Raw genomic sequence first — 21,511 nt, 5'->3', positions numbered from 1 at the left:
ACGGATGCCAGATCCTCCCCCCTGGGCTATCTTTACATAAGCCTAAAAAAGGGAAGGAGAAGCGCATGTCGCGTACCGGGAAAATAATCAGCTGGACCGCGGGGGTCCTGGTCCTGCTGCTCGTAGCTCTGGTGGTGCTGATTGCCACGTTCGACTGGAACCGTTTAAAGCCGACGATCAACCGCAAGGTTTCGCAGGAAATTAACCGTCCGTTCGCCATCCGTGGCGATCTGGGCGTCGCCTGGGAACGCAACCGCAGCGAGCCGGGCTGGCGCAGCTGGGTGCCGTGGCCACATATTCATGCTCAGGACATTATGCTGGGCAACCCGCCGGAAATCCCCGATCTGACCATGGCACATCTTGAGCGCGTTGATGCGTCGATTTCGCCACTGGCGCTGCTGGGAAAAGAAGTGTGGCTACCGTGGATCAAGCTACAGCAGCCGCAGGCGAAGCTGGTACAAACCGCTGACGGCAAGAACAACTGGACCTTTAACCTGGCCGGCAGCGAAAGCAAGGACCCGAATCAGCCACCTTCCGCCTGGTCATTCCGGCTGGACAATATCGTTTTTGACCAGGGAACCATCGGCTACCGCGACGCGATTAACAAAGCCGACGTTAAGGTAACGGTCGATCCGCTGGGTAAACCCGTGCCCTACGCCCAGCTGGCGGGAGGCGATGACAAACAGAAGGGCGCGGCCGACTTTGTCTTTGGCTGGCAGGCCAGCGGCACCTATAACAAGGAAAAACTGACCGGCGAAGGCAAGATTGGCGGCATGCTCTCACTGCGCAGCCAGACAACGCCGTTCCCGGTGCAGGCCGACGTACGCAGCGGAACAACCCGGGTTCGCCTGGCGGGGACCATCCAGAATCCGATGGATCCCGGCGGCGTTGACCTTCGGCTGCGCTTCTCCGGCGATACGCTGGCGAACCTCTACGGCCTGACCGGCGTGCTGCTGCCGGATACCCCGCCGTATGAAACCGACGGGCACCTTAGCGCCCGCTTCCGCGAGAAAGGTGGTGCGGTGTTCCGCTATCAGAACTTTAATGGTCATATCGGCGACAGCGATATTCGTGGCTCGCTTACCTACAGCCAGACGAAGCCGCGGCCAAAACTGGAGGGCGAGCTGGAATCACGCCAGCTGCGGATGGCCGACCTGGGTCCGTTAATCGGCGTGAACTCGGGTAAAGGCAGTGAGAAAACCGAGCAGGCGAAAAAGAAACGCGGTGAAGCCTCCACGCAGCCTGCCGACCGCGTGCTGCCGCATGATAAGTTCGACAGTAAAAGCTGGAACGTGATGGACGCGGACGTGCGCTTCAGCGGTAAACGCATCGAACACGGCAGTTCGCTGCCGCTGAGCGATCTTTCAACCCATGTGATACTGAAAAACGGCGATCTGCGCCTCGACCCACTGCGCTTCGGCATGGCGGGCGGCACGATAAACTCAAGCATCCATCTGGAAGGGGATAAAACACCGCTGCAGGGGCGGGCCGATGTGCATGCCCGCAGCCTCAAGCTACGTCAATTGTTCCCTGATGTGCAGGCGATGCAAAGCGCGCTGGGGCAGCTGAACGGTGATGCCACACTGAGCGGGCGGGGAAATTCGGTGGCCGACCTGCTGGCAACCAGTAACGGCAACCTGAAGCTGCTGATGAACGACGGCCTGATCAGCCGCAGCCTGATGGAAATTGTCGGGCTTAACGTCGGCAACTACGTGGTGAGCAAACTGTTTGGCGATGATGAAGTGAAGATCAACTGTGCGGCAGCCAATTTGCAGGTCAAAAACGGGTTGGCTTCGTCTCAGCTATTTGTTTTTGATACGGAAAATGCGGTAATCAATATTACCGGCACCACCAACTTCGCTAACGAACGCCTGGATCTGTCAATCGATCCGGAAAGTAAAGGCATCCGCATTATCACCCTGCGCTCGCCGCTGTACGTGCGCGGCACCTTTAAAAATCCTGATGCGGGGGTGAAAGCAGGCCCGTTGATTGCTCGCGGTGCTGCTGCGGTAGCGCTGGGTGCGGTGGTCGCTCCGGCTGCGGCCCTGCTGGCGCTCATTTCCCCCAGCGAGAACGATCAGAATCAGTGTACGAAGGTCCTTGGGCAGATGAAGGGGAAATAACCAATGCAGCGTGACGCATTTTAGTCAGAGGAAGCGAGGAAGGCTGCGGACGAAAAGCTAAAAAAATCACCGCCACGGTCAAGTGGCGGCGAAGAGGGTTGATGCGTGCTTCAGGCGGCATAACCGCCAGGAAGATTTAATCAAACAGTGATTCGTGACGGGTTTCGCGGCATTTAATCAGCGCGAGCAGCGTCAGGAACGCCATGGAAGCCAGGTAAACGCCAACGTAGAACAGGCCATAGGTGTGTGCTAACCAGGTGGCGATATACGGCGCTACGGATGCCCCTAAAATTGACGACAAATTGTAGGAGAACGAGGCTCCGGTATAGCGTACTTCGGTCGGGAACAGCTCCGGCAGCAGCGCACCCATCGGGCCAAAAGTCAGACCCATAATGCTCAGACCGCACAGCAGGAACGCCATCACCAGCGCCTGATTACCTGAACCCAGCATGGAAGGGAAGATCAGCGCGAAAGCGATAATCATCAGGGTAATCACAATCATCGTCTTACGACGACCAAAGCGGTCGGCCAGCATACCGGCAATCGGCACCATCACGCCAAAACCAATCACCGCAACCATCAGCATCCACAGGAAGGTATTACGCGGAATACCCAGGCCGTTTGGAGCCGGTGTTGTGCCATAGGTCATGGAGTACACGGTCATAATGTAGAACAGGGTGTAGGTCGCCAGCATGATAAAGGTGCCGAGCACGGTCGCACCCAGGTGCTTGCTCAGCAGCGTACCGATTGGCACTTTAACCTGCTTTTTCTCTTTCTGGACTTTGGCAAACACCGGCGACTCATGCAGCGAGACGCGAACGTACAGACCAATCAGTACCAGCACGGCAGAGAGTACGAACGGTACGCGCCAGCCCCAGTTCATAAACTGCTCATCGGTCAGCAGCCAGGAAAGCAGCAGGAAGGTGCCGTTGGCAAAGAAGAAGCCGATCGGTGCACCGAGCTGCGGGAATGAGCCGTAAAGCGCGCGTTTTTTCGCAGGCGCATTTTCGGTAGCCAGCAGAGCAGCACCGCCCCACTCGCCGCCCAGGCCGAGACCCTGACCAAAACGCGCCAGCGCCAGCAGCATTGGAGCAAATACGCCAATGCTGTTGTAGCTCGGCAGCAGGCCGATAATGACGGTGGAGATCCCCATGGTCAGCAGCGAGGCCACCAGCGTGGCTTTACGGCCAACGCGGTCGCCGAAGTGACCGAAGAGCGCAGAGCCGATCGGGCGGGCCACAAAGGCGATCGCAAAGGTCGCCAGCGACTGTAGCGTGGCGACGGTGGCATCACCCTGCGGGAAGAAAATATGCGGGAAGACGATCACCGCCGCAGTAGCATAAATATAGAAATCGAAGAATTCGATAGCCGTACCGACCAGAGAAGCAACCACCACTTTACTACGGGAGTTTACGGGTGCAGCGTCTTCAGCGGCGATAGATGGAGCGATGGAGGCTTGCATAATTGTTTCTTTATTCTAATAAACGAAAAAGAATCTTACGCAGAGGTTTAATCGCATTCAATGGTGAAAGTGCGCACTGTCTTTATGGATTCCGCAGGAAAAGAGGATAATGTTTAATATGCGATATTTGCGAGAACATGGCAGGGGAAATGAAATGTTTTTTAGAGTTAATCACTAAAAAATGGCAAATAAAAGTTAGGAGTCAGTGATAAATGCCCCTCTTTGGCTAAATAGTGACCTTTAACCAGGGTTTTTGACTACTTCTCGCCTCACACTCACCGTCTCTTTTCTATGCGGATGGCTTATTTATAATTTAAACCAATTAATGCCAATCTGATTTTAATTAAAATACATGCTCCGATGACGCGGACAGTATTACCGGTTTTGCCATGGGTGAAGGGAAAAGTGGCATTATTGCCAAAACGGATGAGGCGATTGCCGCACTCTCTGCTGAGCTAAAGAAAATAATACGCCGGGAGAAAGAAAAAGAGCAGATTACCCGGCTGACATTCGACCTTTTTGGCTTCAGCCGCGGTGCGGCGTCGGCGCGTCACTCTGCGAATTCGCCCGCGAGCAGGGGAAACGGCAGCGAAGCGGCAAATCGCCGTAGCCCTTCAGCCATGATGACCTGCGCACCGTAAAATGACGTTTTGCACATTCGTTGATAAACAGTTTAGGAAAAAACCGGCCATTTTTTAACGCCATACTAATTTTATTACTTTAAAATCATCATGTTATTTTTATAATCTTTATTACTACCCGTAATTAATCTCCGGGTTTACATTGCGTAGCCCGGCGATTAGAATCTCGGCAAATTACTAACGGAGCCTGCATTTCATTGGACAGTCACCCTTTACCTGAACATTACTGAAGGCAGGTCCACTCCGTTTAATGTGTGCCTGCCGTAAAAACGGCGGGCCATGCTGCAACTCTCTTCCGAGCTGTTTCATCCCGTAAATCAATTTCATTCGATCTGGTCTTCGCCAGCGGCATAGCTGCGTGGCTGACTATCAGAGCATCCTCTGCTGTACGAGCGATTTTCGCTGCGCGGCAGATTAACCCAGGAGCACACGATGAAAGAACCTCCGTCGCGAGAGAGGCGATGGCAGGATGAACACGGGAGGATAACGCACTAACGTTTCTTCTCCTTTCCGTCTGCCTGCCACGCCTCCTTCCCTGAATTTACTGAAAAAACCTCGTTTGCAGGGGCCTTCTCCTGCACGTAAAAAAACTTCATTCAAGGAGCAGGCAGATGAAAATGCATCACGCTGACCTGAAAAAGGCGCGCGATCTGGCGATCGCCAGCGCAGCCAGCCGGAGCCAGGAACACACCCTCGCTCAACTTAATACTCAACGCCACGGGCTGACCTTTGAGGATGCCGCAGAACGCCTGGAACACTTTGGCACCAACCAGGTTGCCAGCGAAAAAGCCCCGGCAGCAGCAATACAGCTGGTGCAGGCGTTCAATAATCCGTTTATCTGGGTGCTGACCGCGCTGGCAGCCATCAGTTTTGTTACCGATTATCTGCTGCCGCTGAATCGCGGTGAAGATACCGACCTGACCGGCGTGATCATTGTGCTGGTGATGGTCAGCCTCAGCGGCTTACTGCGTTTCTGGCAGGAATACCGCACGAACAAAGCGACGGAAGCGCTGAAATCCCTGGTGCGCACGACTGCCACGGTGATTCGACGCAGCCATGCGCACAGTGAAGCGATGGAGATGGAAATCCCACTACAGCAGGTCGTACCGGGCGATATCGTACGGCTTTCGGCGGGCGATATGATCCCGGCCGACGTGCGCCTGCTGGCCTCGCGCGACCTGTTTGTCAGCCAGGCGGCGCTGAGCGGTGAAGCGTTACCGATTGAGAAATATGACACCCAAAGCAGCCCGAACGTTGCCGGACCGCTCAGTGAACAGGAGCTGCTCAGCCTGCCCGGCATCTGCCTGATGGGCACCAGCGTGGCCAGCGGCAGTGCGACGGCAGTAGTCGTGGCTACCGGCGGCCATACCTGGTTTGGTTCGCTGGCAACTTCACTGCTGGGTAAGCGCCCGCAAACGGCGTTCGATCGCGGGGTCAACAGCGTCAGCTGGCTGCTGATCCGCTTTATGCTGGTCATGGTGCCGATCGTTCTGCTGCTGAACGGCTACAGCAAAGGTGACTGGAGCGATGCGCTGCTGTTTGCGCTGGCGGTTGCGGTGGGGCTGACCCCGGAAATGCTGCCGATGATCGTCAGTTCTAACCTCGCGAAAGGCGCGATTGCCCTTTCGCGGCGGAAAGTGGTGGTGAAAAGGCTCAATGCCATCCAGAACTTCGGCGCAATGGACGTGCTGTGCAGCGATAAAACCGGCACGCTGACTCAGGATCGCATCATTCTGTCTCACCACCTGGATTTGCACGACCGCAGCGACGAACGCGTACTACAGCTGGCGTGGCTGAACAGCCGCCATCAGACCGGCGTAAAAAATCTGATGGATAAGGCCGTTCTGGCCTTCAGCCAGGGCAATATGGCGGTCAACGACCTGTGGCGCTATCGCAAAATCGACGAGCTGCCGTTCGATTTTGAACGCCGCCGCCTGTCGATTCTGCTGGCGGACCAGAACCAGCAGCAGATGCTGGTCTGCAAAGGCGCGGTGGACGAAATGCTGGCGGTTTCCAGCTTCTGGCGCGACGGCGATGAAATCCGCCCGCTGGATGAGGCCGCGCGTCAGCGCCTTCGCGATCAGGCAGAGAACTATAACCAGCAGGGCTTCCGCGTACTGGTGGTCGGCTGGCGGGCTATTGAAGGCAGCCCGATCTCACTGCCGCTGAGTATCCATGACGAGCGCGAACTGATTGTCAGCGGCGTTTTGACTTTCCTCGATCCACCGAAGGAGAGCGCGGCAGAAGCCATTGCTGCCCTGCACGAAAACGGCGTGACGGTGAAAGTACTGACCGGCGATAACGCGATTATTACCAGCAAAGTGTGCCGCGATGTGGGTCTGGAGCCGGGAGAACCGCTATGCGGCAGTGAAATCGCCCAGCTCAGCGATGATGAACTCTACCTGCTGGTTGAGCAGCGTACGCTGTTCTGCCGCCTGACGCCGCAGCAAAAAACCCGCGTACTGCAGGCATTGCAACACAACGGACATACGGTCGGCTTCCTCGGCGACGGTATTAATGATGCGCCGGCACTGCGGGCGGCGGATATCGGCATCTCCGTGGATACCGCCACGGATATTGCCAAAGAATCCGCGGATATCATACTGCTGGAAAAAAGCCTGCTGGTGCTGGAACAGGGCGTGATGACCGGGCGCGAAACCTTCGGCAACATCATCAAATACCTGAACATGACCGCCAGTTCTAACTTCGGCAACGTCTTTTCGGTGCTGGTGGCCAGCGCGTTTATTCCGTTTTTACCGATGATGGCGATCCATCTGCTGCTGCAAAACCTGATGTATGACCTGTCGCAGCTGGCGCTGCCGTGGGACAAAATGGACAAAGAGTTTCTGCGCAAGCCGCGCCGCTGGGATGCGAAGAATATCGGCCGGTTTATGCTGTGGATTGGGCCAACGTCATCCATTTTCGATATCACCACCTTCTGGCTGATGTGGACGGTGTTCGCCGCCAATAGCGTTGAAAGCCAGGCGCTGTTCCAGTCCGGCTGGTTTGTGGAGGGGCTGCTGTCGCAGACGCTGGTAGTGCATATGCTGCGCACCCGAAAAATTCCGTTTATTCAGAGCCGTGCCGCGCTGCCGGTGATGCTGGCCACCGGGCTGGTGATGATTGCCGGGATTTTGATCCCGTTCTCGCCGCTGGGCCATGCCGTCGGGCTGGTGCCACTGCCGTGGAGCTACTTCCCATGGCTGCTGGCCACTCTGCTGGGCTACTGCGTGGTCGCGCAGGGCATGAAGCGTCTTTACATCCGCCGTTTCGGCCAGTGGTTCTGAGGGGGATAAGATGAAAAAAGATAATTCAGCGGTGGCGATTGTGTTGTTTTTTGTCGGGGTGGTGATTTTTTCCGGGGCGATACTGATGATATTTAGCGAATAGGGAGTGGGGTATCGGGCTGTGGATGGGTCCAGGTCGCGGGTGGGTTCGGGTTGCTGCACGTTCTGCGCATGGCCTGTCGGAGATATCCGGAACGCGGACCCGCTGCCACGTCCATGTACGCTCGGCCTCGCACTTCCCTGTGCTCGTGGGCCAGTTTATCCGGTACCCCCGATTACCTGTTAACTAAGGTGGTGCTGGTGAGTCCAGGTTGCTGCATATTCTGCCCATGGCCTATCGGGGTTATCCGGAACGCGGACCCGCTGTCACGTCCATGTCCGCTCGGCCTCGCACTTCCCTGTGCTCGGACGGTCCGCTAACCCGTCCATCCCCGATTGCCCGTAAACTAAGGTGTTGCTGTTTTAAAGTCTGTTTCTTCCGGCTTCACACTCTTGTTTACCGGATTGAAATTGCTCAGGGAGCACTCGCCATAAAACAGGCTGATAGAAGGAAGTGCATAGATTAGAGAAAGTGAGTGCTGAACTCTAAAGCGACGAAGCGAATGCAATGAGAAGCTGCGGCACCACTGTAAAGTCTTAACGGTAAAGGTGACGAGAACGGCGTAATACCAAAGCCTGAACGGTGAACGTGACAAGAATTCAGCAACACCAAAATCTGAACGGTGAACGTAACGAGAATGCCGCTACACCAAAACCTGAACGGTGAACGTGGCGAAAATGCTGCAACACCAAAACCTGAACGGTAAAGGTGACGAGAAAGCAGCAATCAATCAGCTTGAAAGGAGAACGTTACGGTGCAGATAAGCCGGGCGTATGCCGCAGGGACGCGGCATCCAAGTCCCCAGGGACTGGGCTCACGACGTCCCGGCGTTATGCCCCGTAACGGTCGCCGATGCTCCGATCCAGAAGCGATGAAAGCATCTCGTCACGTTAACCGATGCACAAATCCTGAAGCGAGAGAGGACTCTCGTCGCGTTAACCGATTCACTAAACGTGAAGCGACAAGATGCCCCGTAACGCTACAAACTCATCACTCTGTCGCGATCGGCGTTTCGCTAATCGCTACGGTTTCATCACCCTGGATTTTCTGTACCCGCTGCTCAACCTGCTGCACCGCACTGGCATCCTTCAGCAGAGAATAGGTCAGCGTAAACTCGGTACTCTGCCCTGGCTGCAACTGCTTCACGCGACCCTGCTCTTTCTCAATCGTCACCGGATAGGCATAGTTGGTACCCGGCTCAATCCCGGTCACGTAACCCTGCTTCTGCGTATCAGTGTTTTTCCACATGGTCAGCAGCGGCAGCTGTTTGATATCGAACTCAATTGATGCGCCCTTATCGCCCTTACTGTTAATCACTGCGGCCACGGTTTTACCGTTTTCGTCAGCTTTCGGCGTGAGGTTAAACACCATCTCGTCGAAGTCTTTCGTCGGCGCGCCGTAAACATTCCAGTCGTTCAGACCTTTCTTCGCGTAGTCGTTAAACGGTGAAACCGACTTCAGCGGCGCGATAAACCGTGCGTCTTTCTCAAGGATCGGCGTACCGAAGTTGCTGTGATAGATAATCTGGTAATCGTGCGGATAGTCCGCGTGGTTGGTCAGCACATCGTGCACGGTAAAGGAGTCAGAGCCGGGCACGTAACGCAGCTCGGTCCAGGTTTCGAGCTTCGCTTTTTTGAAGGTGGTTTCTTTCAGCAGACCGCGAATACGGATTTCATGCGGTGCTTTTTCATCGACGATCACTTCAACTTTTGAAGCCGGGGTATTACCCGCTTTGCCGTGCAGCGTGTAAATCACGCCATCTTTGGTGACCGGGTGGCCGGTCCACTCAAAGCCACAGCGCACCATCATTTCGTTGAACCCTTCCAGCCAGCCCAGGCCGTTGCGGCTTTCCAGATTGATGTAAGCCGGATTCACGACCTCGTCGACCGGGGAATCCCAGCCAAGGCGCACACCATGGCCGTTAACATGCAGCAGATCCATGCCTCGCGTCGGGCTGAGGGCGATGGTCAGGCCATTTTTACTGGTGATGGTCAGCACTTTCGAGCCTTCCTGCTTGCCGCCGTGCAGAACTTTTTGCTGAATGCTGAAGTTCTCACCGGAAAGCTTCAGCTGCTGGCTGTTTACCTGCCAGTTTCCCTTTTCCACACTGGTTTCAGCATCCGTCAGCAGCCAGCTTTGTGCCGATGCCTGACCGCAGATTAACGCCGTAATTACCCCTGCCAGAAGTCTTTTCTTCATCGTATTATCCCTTTTGCTGAATTGATTTAGCTTTGACCGCGTCAAGACTACAAATCAGCGCGGGAGAAAAATGTGACAATCATCACCGCATGGACTTTTAGCCATTTTTAGTCGAATAATCGTGCTATTTCTCACTAAAAAATGCATACGACATCGTTTGTTTCATTATTAATGCGACGTAAATCCATTTATCCACCCGTCAAGACTTAACGATTCAGCTAATTTTTCAGGGCCAGTGAAAAATCATCATTGCCCGAAACCCCTCCTGCCCGCGTGCGGTCCTGGATGCACGAAGATTGCATCACACCAGTGCCAGCGTTAAGGTGGTCACCCTTAGTGAATAACAAGTGATTAACAGGGTATGAGCTTCTCGGCTTTCGGTGACAAATTTACGCGCCACTCAGGCATTACGCGCCTGATGGAAGATATGGGTGAGGGTTTACGCACGCCGGGTACGGTGATGTTAGGCGGCGGTAACCCCGCGCAGATCCCCGCAATGAATGACTATTTCCATCAGCTTTTGCAGGAGATGCACGACGAAGGCAAGCTGACGGATGCGCTGTGCAACTATGACGGCCCACAGGGTAAAAGCACCCTGCTGAACTCCCTGGCGGAGCTGCTCAGTAAAGAGCAGGGCTGGCAGATTTCGCCGAAAAATATTGCCCTGACCAACGGCAGCCAGAGCGCCTTTTTCTACCTGTTTAACCTGTATGCCGGGCATCGTGCTGACGGCCAGAAAAAGCGCGTACTTTTCCCGCTGGCTCCAGAATATCTTGGCTATGCCGATGCCGGGCTGGATGAGGACCTGTTTGTCTCCACCCGACCGAATATCGAAATGCTGCCGGAAGGCCAGTTCAAGTATCACGTGGACTTTGAACATCTTCACATCGGCGAAGATACCGGCCTGATCTGCGTCTCCCGACCCACCAACCCCACCGGTAACGTGATTACCGATGACGAGTTGCTGAAACTGGACGCACTGGCGCAGCAGCACGATATTCCACTGCTGATTGATAATGCTTACGGCGTTCCTTTCCCGGGCATTATTTTCAGCGAAGCGCGCCCGCTGTGGAATCCGAACATCATTCTGTGCATGAGTCTGTCCAAGCTGGGGCTGCCGGGCTCGCGCTGCGGCATCATCATCGCCGATGAGAAGGTGATCTCGGCCATCAGCAATATGAACGGGATTATCAGCCTCGCCCCCGGCAGTATTGGCCCGGCCATGGCGCATGAGATGATTCAACGTGGCGATCTGCTGCGGCTGTCGGAAGAGGTGATTAAGCCCTTCTATCAGGAACGCGTTAAGCAGACGATCGCGGTTATTCGCCGCTATCTGCCTGAAGATCGCTGCCTGATCCATAAACCTGAAGGCGCGATTTTCCTCTGGCTGTGGTTTAAGGACCTGCCGATTTCGACTGAGGTTCTCTATCAGCGGCTGAAGCAGCGCGGCGTGCTGATGGTGCCGGGGCATTTCTTCTTCCCGGGGCTGGAGGCTGAGTGGCCTCACACGCATCAGTGCATGCGCATGAACTACGTTCCGGATAGCGAAGTGATTGAGCGGGGCGTGGCGATTCTGGCGGAAGAGATAGAGCGAGCGAGAAGCGAAGGATAAACAACAGGGGCCGCTTAACGGCGGCCCCTGCATCAGCATTATTTCAGAATTTCAATGCGGCGCGGTTTATTGGCTTCAGGCACCACGCGTTCCAGGTCGATGTATAGCAGACCATTCTCCAGGCGAGCATCCCGCACGTGGACGTGCTCCGCCAGCTGGAATTTACGCTCAAAGTTACGTTCCGCGATGCCCTGATACAGATAGGTGCGCTGCTCCTGCTCTTCAGGATGTGAACCGCGAACGGTCAGTAAATTGTCGTGGGAGGTGATTTCCAGCTCGCTTTCCGCAAAACCGGCCACGGCAATCGTAATACGATAGTGGTTTTCCGCCACCAGCTCCACGTTGTAGGGAGGGTAGCCGCCGTTGTTCCCCTGGCCCTGGCTGGTTTCCAGCAGGTTGATCAGACGGTCAAAGCCGATAGATGAACGATACAGTGGGGCAAGGTCGAAATTACGCATGTTTAAGCTCCTGATATACAGCGAGTTATTAAGATATCGACTCTCCACTATGGACGAGTCGCTGGCTCAGTAAGTACCGCCCTGTCGGCGCAGGTACTTCACTGACCGTAGTAGTAAAATGGTGACACCAGTGACGCTTTCAAGGGGAAGTTGTGATTTTTTTAACCCGATCGCACTGAATGTCATACACTCAGGGATGAGTTCGTCGGCCTTAGTGCCAGCCACCGCAGAGTGGACCGGGATTTCCCCGCGTTTGACGACAGATCTCAGCAGGCTGCAACGACTGAAGGGATAGTAAATGATGAAGGCATTAAAGAAGTATACCGCTGCAGGATTGCTTACCTGCGCCTCACTTGGCGCCACCAGCGGCTGCTCAAGCGTTATGACCCATACCGGCCCCAGCCAGGGCTATTATCCAGGAACGCGCGCCAGCGCCAGCGTGTTGACCGATGACGACAGCAGCTGGGCGATGAAACCACTGGCGGCAATTGATTTACCGTTTTCTGCGGTGATGGATACGCTGCTGCTGCCGTGGGATTACTATCGTAACGATGATACGGACTCGCCGCGCGAGCGCGTGCGCCGAAGCGAACAGCAAAACAGGACCGCCGACGGACTGTCGCAGGCGGCCCCGATGGTTTCTAATTCACCGACGCCATAAAGATCTGCTGATACCCGTCGTGGCTGCGCAGGTAAGCCACGCGCTGCCCGTCGGGAGAAAATACCACCGCATCCGCTGAGGGTGCGGTTTCACTGCGTGGAGTAATGCGGCGCAGTTTTCCCGTTGCCAGCGTACAGAGCGTCACGCTGTTGTCGCAGATAAACGCCAGGCTGCCACCGTCGGGATGCCAGCTGAAGGCGGACTGAATGCCGCTTTCCGACCGGGTAATCTGGCGCGGTTCGCCCCCCAGCGGGGATACCGTCCACAGCTGAACCACACCGAGATCGTCCTTCATCAGAAAGGCAATTGCGCTGCCATCCGGTGAGCTACGCAGCCAGTGCCTCGGTGTACTGACCAGACCGGGATAGCGGCGTTGATGGGTAAAGGTAACGCGCCGCTGCTGTACGCTCTCAGGCGGAGCAGGCAGGCGCGTTGCCGTACCTTCCAGCGGAAAGGCCCCCGGAACGGCAAAATCAGCGTTATCCTCCGGCAGATCGACGACGAACACTTCCGCCACCTTTTCACCGTTTGCCGCCAGCGTATCGCCAATAAAGGCCAGCGCCCATCGCTGCCGCTGCGCACCCCGCTGATAGCCACGGGAGCCAATCCATCCCTCTTCGTAAGCGCGATTGATCTCATCGCTGCCCGGCTGCGGCGTTGGCGTGGTCTGACTGACCAGCACGCAGTAGTGGCTGCCGTCGTATTCACGCGGGTGACGTTTCGGCGGGCACACCGCATGCAGCGGTACGGCAACGCCAACGTTGCGCAAATCCTGGGTTTTGTCCCACTCGTGCATGACATGATCGTTGTAGGTAAAACTTAAGCGGCTGCCGTCCGGGCTAAAGACATGAACGTGGGAACCACCGCGCAGCGCGCCGGGCGTGAAGGGTGGCGTAATATCGCAGGCGTCCAGATTCTCCGCCACGCCGTGCTGAATAATCACTCCACGCCGGTGGTGAAAATCATATTTCCACAGGCTGTCGGGATGCTCCGGCCCGTGAATACAGACGTAGCGCGGCGGAAGATCAGGACTGGCGGTGACCACGCCAACGCGCGCACCGTCCCGCGCCTGATACAGCACCTCCACCGCGCCGCTGCTGACGTTGACCCGCTCAATAGTCAGACCGGTAAAAGACGCCCCGGAAGGGCGCACGTCATAGACCAGCCACTGGCTGTCGGCGGTCCAGACGTTTATGTTGGTCAGCTGATGATGCCGGGGGGCGAAGGTGATCTGTTGTTCACTCATCGGGCAGCCCTTTTACAGAACAAATTTCTCAATCGCCACGGCGACACCGTCTTCACGATTGGATGTCGTTACGAACTGGGCGATCTCTTTCACCACCGGAATCGCATTGCCCATCGCCACGCCCGTACCGACAAATTCCAGCATCGCCAGGTCGTTTTCCTGATCGCCCAGCGCCATCAGTTCGTCGCGCTGCAGGCCAAGAAGCTCCGCCAGCAGCTTAACACCGGCCCCTTTGTTCACCTCTTTATTGAGGATTTCCAGGAAGAACGGTGCGCTTTTCATGATGGTATTACGTTCGTAAGCTTCAGCAGGAATGCGGGCAATCGCCGCGTCCAGCAGTTCAGGCTCATCGATCATCATGATTTTCGGGAAGATTAACGTTGGGTCCATCTCTTCCACGGTACGGTAGCGCAGCGGCATGCCGGTGAGGCCCGCTTCGTGGACGGTGTAACGGCTAATATCTTTGTTGGCGGTATAGAGGTGGCTCTGGGTCAGCGCCTGGAAGTTTACCCCCAGCTCGCGGGACATCTGCTCATAGTAGAGGTAGTCATCGAAGGTCACCGGCACTTCAGCCACGCAGCTGGCATCGTTCGCTTTTTGCACCAGTGCGCCGTTGTTGGTGATGCAGTACTGGCCTTCTTGCTCCAGGCCTAGCTCGCGCAGGTAGCGCTGTACGCCGAGGAACGGCCGTCCGGTTGCCAGCACCACCGCCACGCCTTTATCGCGCGCCGCTTCAATCGCCGCCTTCACCCGGGGCGTCACTTCGTGCTGCGGGTTAAGCAGCGTCCCATCGATATCAATCGCTATTAATTTAATCGCCATGCCACACTCCTTAGCTTCTGTTTTGCTCCATGCTAGCGCGATTCAGCTGGCGATCTCCAGCAGGTTACACAGTTAGTTGTTAGCCCGATGGATTACGGGAAAGTCACGATCGCTGGCGGACGCGTCTGGGATACGGGTAATGCAACTGGAGCAGCAGAAAAAGAATCAAGACAGAGACAGCAGAGGCAGAGGCAGAGGCAGAGGCAGAGGCAGAGGCAGAGGCAGAGGCAGAGAGGTTATTCAGGGGCGGCCCGAAAACAAGCCGCCCCTGCATCGGGTCTTAGATATCGATGTTTGCCGCCCGCAGGGCGTTTTCTTCGATAAAGGCACGACGTGGCTCAACCGCATCACCCATCAGGGTAGTGAACAGCTGATCGGCCGCAATCGCATCTTTCACCGTCACGCGCAGCATACGACGGCTGTCCGGGTCCATGGTGGTTTCCCACAGCTGTTCCGGGTTCATTTCACCCAGACCTTTATAACGCTGTACGGACAGGCCACGACGTGACTCTTTCACCAGCCAGTCCATTGCCTGCTCGAAGCTGGCAACCGGCTGGCGGCGCTCGCCGCGCTCAATGTAGGCATCTTCTTCAATCAGGCCGCGAAGTTTTTCACCCAGCGTACAGATTTTGCGGTATTCCGCGCCCAGCATAAACTCCGTATCGAGCGGATAATCGGTATCCACACCGTGAGTACGGATGCGAACCACCGGCTCAAAGATATGCAGCTCACGGTTTTCACGCACTACACCAACGTAGCTGCTGCCGTGCTGCTCTTTCTCGTTCAGCCAGGTCACCAGGGTATCCAGCCAGCTTTGTACCGCCGCTTCCGCAGAGAGATCGCTCAGCGTTGGGTTGTAGATCAGCGCATTCAGCAGCGACACCGGATAGCGGCGCTCCATACGCTTGATCATTTTGCGCGTGCTGTTGAATTCAGCCACCAGCGACTCCAGCGGCTCACCGCCCAGCGCAGGCGCGCTGGCGTTGGTGTGCAGCGTGGCACCATCAAGGGCGATAGCGATCTGGTACTGGTCCATGGCTTCGTCGTCTTTGATGTACTGTTCCTGCTTGCCTTTTTTCACCTTATACAGCGGCGGCTGTGCGATATACACGTGGCCACGCTCGATGATTTCCGGCATCTGACGGTAGAAGAAAGTCAGCAACAGCGTACGGATATGCGAACCATCGACGTCGGCATCGGTCATGATGATGATGCTGTGATAGCGCAGTTTGTCCGGGTTATATTCATCGCGACCAATGCCGCAGCCCAAGGCGGTGATCAGCGTCGCGACTTCCTGCGAAGAGAGCATCTTGTCGAAGCGCGCCTTCTCCACGTTAAGGATTTTACCTTTCAGCGGCAGAATCGCCTGGTTTTTACGGTTACGACCCTGCTTGGCTGAACCGCCCGCAGAATCACCCTCCACCAGGTAAATTTCAGACAGCGCCGGGTCGCGCTCCTGACAGTCGGCCAGTTTGCCCGGCAGGCCTGCCAGATCCAGCGCGCCCTTACGACGGGTCATCTCACGGGCACGGCGTGCGGCTTCACGCGCACGCGCAGCATCAATAATCTTACCGACGACGATTTTCGCATCGCCCGGATTTTCCTGCAGATAATCACTCAGCAGTTCGTTCATCTGCTGCTCAACTGCCGATTTCACCTCAGAGGAAACCAGCTTGTCTTTAGTCTGCGAGGAGAATTTAGGGTCCGGCACTTTCACCGACACGACCGCAATCAGGCCTTCACGCGCATCGTCACCGGTGGCGCTGACTTTGGCTTTCTTGCTGTAGCCTTCTTTATCCATGTAGGCATTCAGCGTACGGGTCATCGCCGCACGGAAGCCGGCCAGGTGCGTACCACCGTCGCGCTGAGGAATGTTGTTAGTGAAGCAGTAAATATTTTCCTGGAAACCGTCGTTCCACTGCAGCGCCACTTCCACGCCAATGCCGTCTTTCTCAGTAGAGAAATAGAACACGTTTGGGTGAATCGGGGTTTTATTCTTGTTCAGATACTCCACAAACGCCTTAATACCGCCTTCGTAGTGGTAGTGATCTTTCTTATCGTCGCGCTTGTCTTCCAGCTTGATAGAAACGCCGGAGTTCAGGAAGGAAAGCTCACGCAGGCGTTTTGCCAGGATCTCATATTCGAAATCGGTAACATTGGTAAAGGTCTGGTGACTTGGCCAGAAGCGCACGCGGGTTCCGGTGAGTTCAGTCTCGCCGGTCACGCTCAGCGGAGCCTGCGGCACGCCGTGAACATAAACCTGCTGATGGACCTGACCGTCGCGACGAATGGTCAGCTCTAATTTTTCCGACAGGGCGTTAACCACTGAGACACCCACGCCGTGAAGACCGCCGGAAACCTTATAAGAGTTGTCATCAAATTTACCGCCTGCGTGCAGCACGGTCATGATCACTTCGGCAGCGGAAACCCCTTCTTCCGGGTGAATACCGGTCGGGATTCCACGGCCATCATCCTGCACGGAAACAGAGTTATCGGCATGAATGGTAACAACAATATCGGAGCAGTAGCCGGCGAGTGCTTCGTCAATGGCGTTATCCACGACCTCGAAGACCATGTGATGCAGACCGGTACCGTCATCCGTATCGCCGATATACATACCAGGGCGCTTGCGTACAGCATCAAGTCCTTTAAGAACTTTAATACTTGAGGAGTCATAAGAATTCGACATCAACGTTTCTCGCTCATTTAATCTTCAGGTTGAACCGCTATTTTACCTTGTTCTACGTGGAACATCTTGCCCTTTTCGCCAGCCATATCGAACACATGTTCAGTACCAATGGCACTAACGAAAACCTGGGCCTGAGTGGCTTTTAAACGCGACGCCAGCAGCTGTCGACGCGTCTCATCCAGCTCAGAGGCAAAATCATCTATCAGATACAGGCAACGACGCCCGCTCTGTCGGGTGAGAAACTCACCCTGCGCCAGCCTCAGGGCGCACATCAGCAGCTTAAGTTGGCCGCGTGAGAGTAAATCTTCCACCGGCGTCCCTTCGGCACGAATGCGGAAATCCGCTTTGTGCGGGCCGCTGGCGGTATAGGTCAGTGCGCGATCGCGCTCAAACTGACGTTCAAGCAGTTCCGCATAGTCGCTCTCTTTATCCCAGCCGCGCTGGAAAGAGAAACTCAGTTCGAACTCGGGTAAAAACTGCGCACAGGTTGTATTGATATCGGCGGCAATCGCTTCGCTGTAGGCCGCACGCCATGCGCTTATCTGCTCGGCAAGCGGAGCCAGTTCACGATCCCATGCCTGAATCTGCTGGTAGCGCGTCACCTGGCGCAGCGCGGCGTTGCGCTGCTTTAACAGCCTGCGCAGATTGTTCCAGGCGTTAAAAAAGCCCGGCTCGTTGTGAAAGCAGCCCCAGTCTATGTAGGCACGGCGAAATTTCGGCCCGCCGTTCAGCAGGGTAAACCCCTCCGGCGTGATCAACTGCATCGGTAACATCTGCGCCAGCTCGGCCACTTTATGGCCGTCGCTGCCGTCAATGCGGACTTTACTGTCACCGGCACGATTTTTGGTCAGGCCGACCGAGATCTCGCGTTCGGCGCCAGCAATACGGCCGTGCAGCACAAAGGCATCCTGGTCATGACGGATTACCCGACCGGCCTGCAGGCTGCGAAACGCACGCCCGTGGCCAAGGGTATAGATCGCTTCCAGCACGCTGGTTTTACCGCTGCCGTTGGGGCCAACAAGAAAGTTGAACCCCGGGGCCAGCGTCAAATCCGCATTTTCGATATTGCGAAAATCTTTAATAAGAAGGCGGGTTAAAGCCATAGCAGACAAAATCTCAATACCGGCGATATAACAGCACCCTGTCCTTTCTGTACGTCAGGCCAGTGCATTAACGGGCAACGCGCAGGTTAGCCCGGAATTATAACCGCATTGGCATAACAACGTAGGCCGCACTCTGGCTTGCTGCATCTTCAATCTGCACGCTGGAAACCGAATCCGTCAGCAGCAGACGCACGTTCTCGCACTTCAGCGCATTCAGAACGTCCAGCACGTAGCTGACGTTGAAGCCGATTTCGAGATCGGTGCCGCCGTAGCTCACGTCCAGAATCTCTTCTGCTTCTTCCTGTTCCGGGTTATTGGCGGTGATTTTCAGCTGGTTTTCACTGATATACAGACGCACGCCACGGAACTTTTCGTTGGAAAGAATCGCCGCACGGGAAAATGCCTGCTTCAGCAGATCGCAGCTGGCATCCAGGGTTTTGTCCGGATTTTTCGGCAATACGCGGCGATAGTCAGGGAAACGGCCGTCAACCAGCTTCGAGGTGAAGATGAAGTCACCAACGTGCGCGCGGATATTGTTGCTGCCGATCTGCACCTGCAATGGCGTATCGCCACCGTCGAGCAGACGAACCAGTTCAATCACCCCTTTACGCGGCACGATCACCGAATGGTTTGGCAAAGACTGGCCCACCGGCATTGAACAGACCGCCAGGCGGTGTCCGTCGGTGGCTACGGTGCGCAGCTCTTCGCCTTCGGTTTCAAACAGCATACCGTTCAGGTAGTAGCGAACGTCCTGATGCGCCATTGAAAACTGCGTAGCTTCGATCAGGCGCTTCATGGTCGCCTGCGGCAGGGTGAATTCGACATCAATCTGCCAGTCGTCCAGGTTCGGGAAGTCGCTGGCGGGCAGAGTGGAAAGTGAGAAGCGGCTGCGGCCGGAGCGCACCAGCATTCTGTCACCTTCCAGAATCACGGTGATCTCCGCGCCTTCGGGCAGGCCACGGCAGATATCAAAGAATTTACGTGCCGGAACCGTCGTGGCGCCAGGCTGATGATCTTGAGTCAGCGCCACGCGCGCGACCATTTCCATCTCTAAATCCGTACCGGTCAGCCGCAGGGTGCCTTCATCGACCTGCAGCAGCAGGTTACCAAGGATCGGCAGAGTAGGGCGGCCGCCTAACGGGCTGCTGACCTGCTGTAATGGTTTAAGCAAACGCTCACGTTCTACAATAAATTTCATAGTCAGGAAGATAATGTTCTGATTAGATTTGAGAAATCTTCTTTAATGTCGTGACTCTCTTCACGCAGCTGCTCAATTTTACGGCAGGCATGTAGCACGGTGGTATGGTCACGACCCCCGAAAGCGTCGCCGATCTCCGGCAGACTGTGGTTGGTCAGCTCTTTCGCCATCGCCATCGCCATCTGGCGCGGACGGGCTACGGAGCGGGATCGCCGTTTAGACAGCAGATCGGCCACTTTAATTTTGTAGTATTCGGCAACCGTCTTTTGAATGTTGTCGATAGTGACCAGCTTTTCCTGCAGCGCCAGCAGGTCACGCAGCGCTTCACGGACGAAGTCGATAGTGATGGCACGCCCGGTAAAGTTGGCATTGGCGATAACGCGGTTCAGCGCCCCTTCCAGCTCGCGGACGTTAGAGCGCAGACGCTTGGCAATAAAGAATGCCACTTCACCCGGCAGGCGGATGTCATTCTCATCTGCTTTTTTCATCAGAATCGCCACGCGGGTTTCCAGCTCAGGCGGCTCGATCGCCACCGTCAGGCCCCAGCCAAAGCGGGATTTAAGACGATCTTCTACCCCATTGATCTCTTTCGGATAGCGATCCGAGGTCAAAATGATCTGCTGATTACCTTCCAGCAGCGCATTAAAGGTATGGAAGAACTCTTCCTGAGAGCGCTCTTTGTTGGCAAAGAACTGGATATCATCGATCAGCAGCGCATCGACCGAACGGTAGTAACGCTTAAATTCTTCTATCGCATTGTTTTGTAATGCTTTTACCATGTCCTGTACGAAACGCTCGGAGTGCATATACACCACTTTGGCATTGGGCTTGCGCGCCATAATGCCGTTGCCGACCGCATGCAGCAGGTGCGTTTTACCTAAGCCCGTACCGCCGTACAGAAATAACGGGTTGTATGCGCCGCCGGGGTTATCGGCCACCTGACGCGCCGCCGCGCGCGCCAGCTGGTTTGATTTACCCTCAACGAAATTGTCGAAGTTGTGCTTGGTATTGACGTTAGAGCGGTATGACAGTTCCGCCGGTGCAGGTACGCTGTCCCAGCTTGGGCGAACCGGAGCCGCGCGGCTGCTTGTACCCGGCGCACTGGCGTGCGCGCTGGCCATGACCGGCTGACTGACAGGTTGTACCGCCGGTTTGCTGCCCACTTCAAAACGCAACAGCGGAACGTTCGGCCCACAGAAGTCATTTAGCAGTGCATTGATATTATTCAGGTATTTATCCCGAACCCAGTCGAGTACAAACCGATTTGGTGCATATAATGCCAGCGTGTTGTCATTCAGTTCGGCCTGCAAGGGGCGTATCCACATGCTGAATTCTGTGGCAGGTAGCTCATCCTGCAAACGGGCAAGACACTGTTGCCAAAGCGTAAGTGACACGGCGGACTCCACTCGAAAAAAAATTCGATAAGAAAAAATAAGGGCGCTGAAGCGATAATTTCATCATTGTTGACGCATGCCGATGAGACGCATGCGAACCGTTATCTACGGTTACTCCACTCTAGCCCGGCATCCTGGAAGCATGCGGTTAGCAAGACGACCCGAAGGATCGTTAGCGGAACGGCGGATCATAGCGTAAACCGTCGCAGAGATCTTCACTTTCTACACAGTTTTGATCCAATTTATCCACAGGCGCATACAACGCAGATTAGTTTACGCCACCTTGCGCAAAAGACATTCAGGATCGTCTGCATTCAGTGAAATTTAATGGTGCCATCACGTTATTGCCGCAAAAACAATGTAACGGGATCGCGAGATGATCCTGCACGATCCTTGCGCTTTTTAACGGAGGCCGTATAATTCTTGCCCCGGCGTGCTGCGCCGTGGCCCTTATGGCTGTTTTTGCGGGTCAAAACGGGCAATCAGGGCGCGGTTTTCACGCGAAGTAAATTGACT

Annotated in this window: 14 protein-coding genes; 5 read left to right on the top strand and 9 right to left on the bottom strand. The window is 55.5% G+C overall.

Features of this window, described 5'->3' with window-relative positions; all coding sequences use genetic code 11:
• Window positions 1-65 precede the first annotated feature (65 nt).
• On the top strand, window positions 66-2,123 hold the full coding sequence (locus IBT47_RS12390; RefSeq protein ID WP_200560644.1) for an AsmA family protein: 2,058 nt from the start codon (window positions 66-68) through the stop codon (window positions 2,121-2,123).
• Between the two features lie 136 nt (window positions 2,124-2,259).
• Here IBT47_RS12390 and IBT47_RS12385 read toward each other — a convergent pair whose 3' ends face one another.
• Window positions 2,260-3,585, bottom strand: coding sequence for an MFS transporter (locus IBT47_RS12385; protein WP_105593701.1), 1,326 nt, complete (start codon window positions 3,583-3,585; stop codon window positions 2,260-2,262).
• Window positions 3,586-3,974: 389 nt separating this feature from the next.
• Here IBT47_RS12385 and IBT47_RS12380 point away from each other — a divergent pair, with 389 nt between their 5' ends.
• On the top strand, window positions 3,975-4,226 hold the full coding sequence (locus IBT47_RS12380) for a hypothetical protein (RefSeq protein WP_200560643.1): 252 nt from the start codon (window positions 3,975-3,977) through the stop codon (window positions 4,224-4,226).
• A 575-nt stretch (window positions 4,227-4,801) separates the two neighbouring features.
• The gene (gene mgtA / locus IBT47_RS12375) at window positions 4,802-7,513 is read left to right on the top strand and encodes a magnesium-translocating P-type ATPase (protein ID WP_255569903.1); all 2,712 of its coding nucleotides are present in this window, start codon (window positions 4,802-4,804) and stop codon (window positions 7,511-7,513) included.
• A gap of 1,090 nt (window positions 7,514-8,603) precedes the next feature.
• Here the strand turns inward: mgtA and IBT47_RS12370 are convergent.
• The gene (locus IBT47_RS12370) at window positions 8,604-9,812 is read right to left on the bottom strand and encodes an aldose 1-epimerase family protein (RefSeq protein ID WP_105595329.1); all 1,209 of its coding nucleotides are present in this window, start codon (window positions 9,810-9,812) and stop codon (window positions 8,604-8,606) included.
• 361 nt (window positions 9,813-10,173) lie between these two features.
• Here IBT47_RS12370 and IBT47_RS12365 point away from each other — a divergent pair, with 361 nt between their 5' ends.
• Window positions 10,174-11,424, top strand: a complete 1,251-nt coding sequence (locus IBT47_RS12365) for a valine--pyruvate transaminase (protein WP_200560641.1) — start codon at window positions 10,174-10,176, stop codon at window positions 11,422-11,424.
• Window positions 11,425-11,462: 38 nt separating this feature from the next.
• Here IBT47_RS12365 and ibpA read toward each other — a convergent pair whose 3' ends face one another.
• Window positions 11,463-11,882: a small heat shock chaperone IbpA gene (gene ibpA / locus IBT47_RS12360; protein ID WP_105595327.1), complete on the bottom strand. Its 420-nt coding sequence runs from the start codon at window positions 11,880-11,882 to the stop codon at window positions 11,463-11,465.
• A gap of 301 nt (window positions 11,883-12,183) precedes the next feature.
• Here ibpA and IBT47_RS12355 point away from each other — a divergent pair, with 301 nt between their 5' ends.
• Window positions 12,184-12,543: a YceK/YidQ family lipoprotein gene (locus tag IBT47_RS12355; protein WP_105595335.1), complete on the top strand. Its 360-nt coding sequence runs from the start codon at window positions 12,184-12,186 to the stop codon at window positions 12,541-12,543.
• On the opposite strand, the gene IBT47_RS12350 is transcribed toward IBT47_RS12355, so the two are convergent.
• The 6 genes from IBT47_RS12350 to dnaA form a co-directional block, all read right to left on the bottom strand.
• Entirely contained in the window at window positions 12,524-13,789 is a 1,266-nt protein-coding gene (locus tag IBT47_RS12350; RefSeq protein ID WP_200560640.1) for a DUF3748 domain-containing protein, read from the bottom strand. The two genes, IBT47_RS12355 and IBT47_RS12350, sit on opposite strands and share 20 nt — an antisense overlap.
• Before the next feature lie 12 nt (window positions 13,790-13,801).
• Window positions 13,802-14,611, bottom strand: coding sequence for a sugar-phosphatase (gene yidA, locus IBT47_RS12345; RefSeq protein ID WP_105595325.1), 810 nt, complete (start codon window positions 14,609-14,611; stop codon window positions 13,802-13,804).
• Between the two features lie 280 nt (window positions 14,612-14,891).
• Complete coding sequence (gyrB, locus tag IBT47_RS12340) at window positions 14,892-17,300, bottom strand: DNA topoisomerase (ATP-hydrolyzing) subunit B (RefSeq protein ID WP_200560639.1); 2,409 nt, start codon at window positions 17,298-17,300, stop codon at window positions 14,892-14,894.
• A 17-nt stretch (window positions 17,301-17,317) separates the two neighbouring features.
• Window positions 17,318-18,403 carry a DNA replication/repair protein RecF gene (recF, locus tag IBT47_RS12335; protein WP_200560638.1) on the bottom strand — a complete coding sequence of 362 codons (1,086 nt, stop codon included), beginning with the start codon at window positions 18,401-18,403 and terminating at the stop codon, window positions 17,318-17,320.
• A gap of 97 nt (window positions 18,404-18,500) precedes the next feature.
• On the bottom strand, window positions 18,501-19,601 hold the full coding sequence (gene dnaN, locus IBT47_RS12330; protein WP_105595322.1) for a DNA polymerase III subunit beta: 1,101 nt from the start codon (window positions 19,599-19,601) through the stop codon (window positions 18,501-18,503).
• A gap of 2 nt (window positions 19,602-19,603) precedes the next feature.
• A complete protein-coding gene (gene dnaA, locus IBT47_RS12325; protein ID WP_200545859.1) occupies window positions 19,604-20,995 on the bottom strand; it encodes a chromosomal replication initiator protein DnaA in 1,392 nt (463 codons plus the stop codon).
• Between the last annotated feature and the right edge of the window lie 516 nt (window positions 20,996-21,511).

Source organism: Erwinia sp. S43, assembly GCF_016624745.1.
In the GTDB taxonomy this organism is placed as follows: Bacteria; Pseudomonadota; Gammaproteobacteria; order Enterobacterales; family Enterobacteriaceae; genus Erwinia; species Erwinia coffeiphila.
Note: the sequence above shows the minus strand (reverse complement) of the source record. Positions and strands in the feature narration are given on the sequence as shown.